The 6,264-nt window shown below is 59.4% G+C and carries 2 protein-coding genes and 1 pseudogene; all 3 read right to left on the bottom strand.

Annotation, left to right across the window (positions count from 1 at the left end):
* Positions 1-384: 384 nt before the first annotated feature.
* Positions 385-951, bottom strand: a complete 567-nt coding sequence (locus CWO91_RS29020; protein ID WP_130218448.1) for a protein tyrosine phosphatase — start codon at positions 949-951, stop codon at positions 385-387.
* A gap of 945 nt (positions 952-1,896) precedes the next feature.
* Positions 1,897-2,114, bottom strand: a pseudogene (locus CWO91_RS44590) (hypothetical protein).
* A gap of 1,049 nt (positions 2,115-3,163) precedes the next feature.
* The gene (locus CWO91_RS29005) at positions 3,164-6,256 is read right to left on the bottom strand and encodes an efflux RND transporter permease subunit (protein WP_130218447.1); all 3,093 of its coding nucleotides are present in this window, start codon (positions 6,254-6,256) and stop codon (positions 3,164-3,166) included.
* Between the last annotated feature and the right edge of the window lie 8 nt (positions 6,257-6,264).

Below are 6,264 nucleotides of genomic sequence, written 5' to 3'. Positions count from 1 at the left end.
GAGTGGGGTTATTTCCTTCGTTTTGAAGCAACGCTGGCCAGAGCGGAGTATGTTCGCTCGGCGGCGTTGGTATTTCCCCGGCTGGATCGTCAACTCCCAGCTGGCTAAGCCTGCCGCAGGTTTATGACGCTTTGATTACAGGCTTGACTTGCTGTCATTGAACGCAGCAAACACGCGCCGTTCACGGTGGCGCGAAATCGAATTCCGAAAAAGGGAGCGTCAAAGACCGGCCGCAAAACTGCGCCTTTCTCTCGAGAAGAGCGCAATTCATTGGGGACCGAGTTGGCTCCCTCGCCGCATCAAACGTGCTCTTCACCGTGAAACGAGTGTGGCGCGCGGCAACCTCCAGGGGCAGAACAGATGCGGGGCAGGGGGAAGTCGGATTCACTCCCCTGACCCAGTTTGGACGTCGAATGATTGACCACGTCGGGCGATATCTGGTTTCGATGGAGAGGTATCGACACCTTGGCCAAGCTCCTTCAATCGCTCGCGCAGGCTAATTTCATCGAGCGACCGGAACGGCAGTTGCATGAAGGCCAGAAGCTGTCGCTCAAGACCACCGAGCGTGGCCGCGAGCGCGTTACGCCGCTCAGCCGGGTCGCTCAGTTTCACAGGATCGGGGTAACGCCAATCTCCAGTTACCGGGCGGCCGGGCCAATTCGGCTGGGGCTCTCCTGCCTCGAGATCGCAAAGCGTGAACACAAAATCCAAAGGCGCCGAGTCGGCTTTCGCGAATTCGCTCCAGTGCTTCGGATGCAAGCCGTCAGTGCGGTACTCCGCCACCCTCAGAACATCGATTACCAATCCTTCGAGGCGGCTGACCGGATACAGCCCTGCGCTAAAACCAGTGAAATGTCCATGCCCCATGCGGTTCAACGCCGCTTCGGCGAAAATGCTGCGGGCCGAATTCCGATGCGAAAGAAAGAGGACGTTATAGTGACCGTCTGCCATGTCCAGACTCCGCCGGCTAGCAAATAAATTCCACGCCTAACATTGAGTTCCAGGCAGGGGTGCATTTGTGGCAGCGGCGATGACAATCCCAATTGGTCACGGCGGGATGTGGCGCTTAGGCGACGATTTGAAAGGGGGCAGGGACATATTCGCTCCGCCCCTGAATTTCAGACCTCAACTTGTTCTGCTATTGCGATATCGTCATCGACCTCAATACCGGGGTATCGGACGGTGCTTTGGATCTTGGCGTGCGCAACAGGAACTGTACGGCTCGCGGATTACCAGCGCGTCTAGATCGTTCCGTGATGAACGCCCGTCAGACATGTCGGTGACACGTGCCTCGCCTGGGAGGCGATTCAACGCGAAAATCCGATAAGCCGAAATACTGAGGGCGACGGAGCCTCGAACTTTCAGCTTAGTTGCTGTCGTCATGCGGGCCCCCAGACAGGTATCCCGATCGATTCCGGACGTCCTGGATCTCCGCTCCGGCACAGCTTTCGCCGATTGCGGCTCAACCAAGGAGCCGACTTCGCCCGAACACGAAACCGGTCGGTGCGAACCTTCTGGCCACCTCGAGCGCGCGGTTCTCGCAGCATTCCAGCGCGATCTTTTGGGAAAGCATAACATCTCCGACCGGCAGATTACCACGCGGCATGAAACACAGGCCGCACGTAGGGCGGCCCTTTTCGTCGATCTCGCAGACGTTCGTCGACGCGCCCGCGTAGATCCTATATTGCCTGCCAGTGTCGCCACCGATGACTTCGAAATAGCCCTTTCCCGCGAACTGTGCACGCTGAGCGGGCGATAGCCACGCCCGCAAGAGCTGCAGCGAGCGGCCCTCCGGAGTTCTCTCGGCGCCGTGTCTGATGAAGAGAGCCCGAATGGCTCTCGCGCGCCGCGTTCACGCAGGCGAGATGATCTAAAGGCCAACATGGCGCGGGCCGATCATCCGCCGACCAGCCTGGGAGAGAATACGGTTTCTTCCGCTTTCGGGTCGAACGATCGCATTTGCGATACTTGACGACCCGTCCGGACCGCCGCGGTGAAGCCGGCATCGGTCAGTTCGCAGAACCGCCGCTCCGCCTTCGCGAGCTCTCGTGCGTCGTCTGGATTGAAAAGTGACGGCTGTCGCCCGTACTGTCCATCACGATCTGGATCGCCATGATCGTCTTCCTCGGAATGATGTGGCCAAGGACTTAATCCAAATATCCGGCCGAAGCCGCGGAGTTTCAAGACAAGAAGAGTTCATCGCAAAGCCGGGCTTGCCCAAAGAAGGCTTGGCGGTAATGCCGCCGCGAAAATCCGGTCGTGCCGCGCCCACTGAGGACAACCTTGAACTCGCTGATCTCAGATCGCATGAGCCGCGGTGGGATCTTTGGAATGTGCACGCGGCGCCAGACGTTCCCCACTCACTGTTCCAAGGATTCGTTGGCCGCCGGACCAGCTTGCTACCTCCCGCCCAGCTTGCATCGCGGGTCAAATCCGGTACACAATCCCGGTACACACAATTCCGTAAGTTGTCCGGAACGCATTGTATTTTCTGCCGTTTTCGATCTGTTTTGGAGAGTGGATTGGAATCCCTCCCTCTCCGCCAAGATTAAAGAAGCGCAGTAGAATCAACAGGCGATTAGCTCACCGGGCTCTTTGCCTCGCGATCGGTACACACGCGCGGCTTCGCGCCGATCTTTAGCGGTATTGCCTAGCCGGTGTAGTCCGATGGCTGTGCCGCGTACGTGGGCGCTGCAAACCGCGCCACATTCTCCCTCGAGATCAGCCCGCACCAACTGACTTCTGAGCGCTATACCGGAATCGCGAGAATCAAATCGGTCTGGTGGGCTGCTGGTCAGCGATGTCAAATCGCGTGACTATCCATCGTCGCACCCCAGCGAGTTGCCGAAATCGCCTGTCGATTCAACCAGCGCTAGGCCGTGGATGCGCAACCCAGGTTACGATAGCTGCGATGACGATGCAAAAGGCGGATCTGCCGTGAGCGTGCTCATCAGCACCTGAACGCCGGCGCGTTCTGCGCGGGCGAGAGCATATCGATCAGAATGTGTAGCGACAGCAACATTAGGCCGAGGCTACCTCTAGTTTCTAGTGGAAGTGGCACGTTTTGGTCTGACAGACAAATGTGTTGCCTGTACCGTTCGAGCGTACGGGGTGAAGCCGACTGCAGACTCTGCGGGCCGCGCTGGTGAGACGGATTGCCAGGTCAGACTGTCCTCGCCTCGTCACCTGACGGCGCAAGCTGTGATGCGTCCTGCGCCACTTGGCGGGAATGATCGGTCGCGATCAGGAAATAAATGGCCGGTACCACGAAAAGGGTGAACAGCGTACCGATCGAAAGTCCGCTTGCGATGACAAGTCCCATGTTGAAACGCGAAGCCGCTCCGGCGCCGCTTGCGAGGATCAGCGGAACCACGCCAAAGACCATTGCTGCGGTGGTCATGAGGATCGGCCGCAATCTGATTCCGGCCGCCTGCTCGATGGCTTCGCGCTTGAGGACGCCGCCGCGCTGCAGCTCGTTTGCGAATTCGACAATCAGAATGCCGTGCTTGCTGATCAGGCCCATCAACGTCACCAAGCCGACATCGGTGTATATGTTCAGCGATGCGCCGCCGATGCCGAGGCTCACGAAGATCAACGCGCCGGCGATCGACATCGGCACCGATACCAATATGATGCATGGATCGCGGAAGCTTTCGAACAGCGCCGCAAGCGACAGGAAAATGATCACCAGCGCAAATCCGAACGTGGCGACAAAGCCGGAGGATTCCTGGATATATTGCCGGGACAAGCCGCTGTAATCGACGGTGTAGCCTCGCGGTAACGTCTTGGCAGCAAGATTGCTGAGGAAGTCCAGGGCGTCGGACTGCGCTACGCCGGGCGCCGCAACGCCCTGAATGGTGGCGCTGTTAAGCTGCTGGAAGTGATTGAGCGTCTCCGGGACCGTTTTGGTTGCGATGTGCGCGATCGTCGACAGTGGCACGGGAATGCCCGAAACGGTGGCCACGTAATAGTTGAGCAGCTGATCGGTATTCAGACGAAACCGTCGCTGGACTTGCGGGATTACCTTGTAGGAACGCTGGTCGAGGCTGAAATAGTTCACATACCCCCCGCCCAGCATCGCCCCCATCGCGCTGCCGACATCGCTCATCTTGAGCCCAAGTTGCGCAGCCTTGTCGCGATCGATCTCGACGACTGCTTCGGGATTGTCGATCTTCAGATCCGTGTCGAGGAAGATGAACATTCCGCTGCCGATCGCAGCTTTCAGGAACTGCTGGGCGGCATCGTCGAGCTTGTCGAACGAATCCGTCGTCTTGATCACGAACTGGATCGGCAGCCCCTGGCTGCCCGGCAGCGGAGCCAGCTGAAAGGCGGCGATCCGCGCCCCGGCAACCTGGTCGAGTTGCTGCTGAACGATCGGCTGCAGCTGGTTGCTCGTCCTTGTGCGCTCGTCCCACGGCGTCAGCACCATGCCCGAGACCACGCGCGCAGGCGAGTTGATCTGGAAGACGTGATCGGTCTCCGGATATTTCTTCATGATCTGGAAGACCTGCCGCGCATACAGCACCTTTTGCTGTAAGGTCGCGTCCGGCGCCAACGTGGACGTCGCAATCACCACCCCCTGGTCTTCCTGGGGAGCGAGTTCGCTCTTGGTGCCTGCATAAAGGAAGTAGATGCTGGACAGCACGAGCAGTGCGAAGACGCCTGTTACAGGTACATAGTCGAGGCTGCCGTGCAGCCAGCTCAGATAAAGCCGACGTAGCGCCTCAAAACGGCGATCAATGAGGGCGGTGAATCGTGCCTGCCAACCGCGCGTTGCGCCGTGCGGCTTGAGCAGACGGGAGCTCATCATCGGCGACAGCGTCAGCGCGGCAACGGCCGATATCGTCACCGTGCCGACCAGGGTGAATGCGAATTCCGTGAACAGCGCGCCGGTCAGACCGCCCTGGAACGCGATCGGGACATAGACCGCGACAAGGACAACCGTCATGGCGATGATCGGGCGGCCGAGTTCTCGCGCCGCCTCGATCGCCGCAACGACCGGCGCCTTGCCGGCCTCAAGGTGACGGTTGACGTTTTCGACGACGATGATGGCATCGTCGACCACGAGCCCGATCGCAAGCACCAGCGCCAGCAGCGTCAAGAGATTGATCGAGAAACCGACCGCCAGCATCATGGTAAAGGCGCCCACCAGCGACAGCGGGATCGCGACCATCGGGATCAGGACGGAACGCCCCGACCCCAGGAACAGGAACACGACGAGATTGACGATCAGCAGAGCCTCGGCGAGCGTCTGCACGACGTCATAGATCGCCGCGCGCACGAATTTGGTGGAATCGTAAACGATCTGGCCGCGCAGTCCGTTGGGCAGCTGTTGTTGTATGCCCGGGAAGATCCGGTGTACGCCCGCGATCACGTCGAGCAGGTTGGCAGTCGGCGCCACCTGGATGCCGATATAGACCGCCGGCTTGCCGTCGAATGCGACCTGTGTGTCGTAGTCGTCGGCGCCGAGCGAGACGTTTGCGACATCCTTCAACCGCACGATCGCGCCACCCGCTTGCTTGACAATCAAGTTGGCGAATTCGCTCTCCGAATGCAGGCCGGTCGATGCTGTGAGATTGACCTCCACCATCTGTCCCTTGGTGGTGCCGAGCCCGGAGATAAAATTGTTCTGCGTCAATGCAGCCGCTACATCTGCGGCGCTGAGGCCATAAGCAGCCAGCTTTTTCGGGTCGAGCCACGCCCGCAGGGCAAAGTTCTGTCCGCCCAGAATTTCCGCAGTCTGAACGCCGGGTACGGCCTGCAGCTTCGGCTGAACGGAGCGGGTGAGATAATCAGTGATTTGATTCCGTCCCAGCACGTCGCTGTCGAAGCCGAGATACATGGCGTCGATCGTCTGACCGATCTGCACCTTCAGCACCGGTTGCTGCGACCCTGAGGGAAGCTGGTTGAGCACCGAGCTGACCTTGGTGTTGATTTCCGTCAGTGCCTTGTCGGCATCGTAGTTGAGGCGCAGGTTGATGGTGATCGTGCTGACGCTGCTTGCGCTATTCGAGTTCATGTAATCGATGCCGTTCGCCTGGGCGATCGCGTTCTCGAGCGGCGTTGTGATGAAGCCGGCGATCACATCGGGGGCAGCGCCGTAATAGGTGGTGGTAACGGTGACAACCGCATTCTGCGTGCGCGGATATTGCAACACAGGCAGCGAGGTCATAGCGCGCAGGCCGAGCGCGAGGATCATCAGATTGACCACAGTGGCAAGAACGGGCCGGCGAATGAAGAGGTCGGTGAAGTTCATGGCAGGCC

It is taken from the genome of Bradyrhizobium genosp. SA-3 (assembly GCF_004212635.1).
In the GTDB taxonomy this organism is placed as follows: domain Bacteria; phylum Pseudomonadota; class Alphaproteobacteria; order Rhizobiales; family Xanthobacteraceae; genus Bradyrhizobium.
Note: the sequence above shows the minus strand (reverse complement) of the source record. Positions and strands in the feature narration are given on the sequence as shown.

Excerpts from the sequence above, each read along its gene's own strand:
- CWO91_RS29020 (WP_130218448.1), bottom strand. The coding sequence starts at position 951 with ATGGCAGACGGTCACTATAACGTCCTCTTTCTTTCGCATCGGAATTCG.
- CWO91_RS29005 (WP_130218447.1), bottom strand. The coding sequence starts at position 6,256 with ATGAACTTCACCGACCTCTTCATTCGCCGGCCCGTTCTTGCCACTGTG.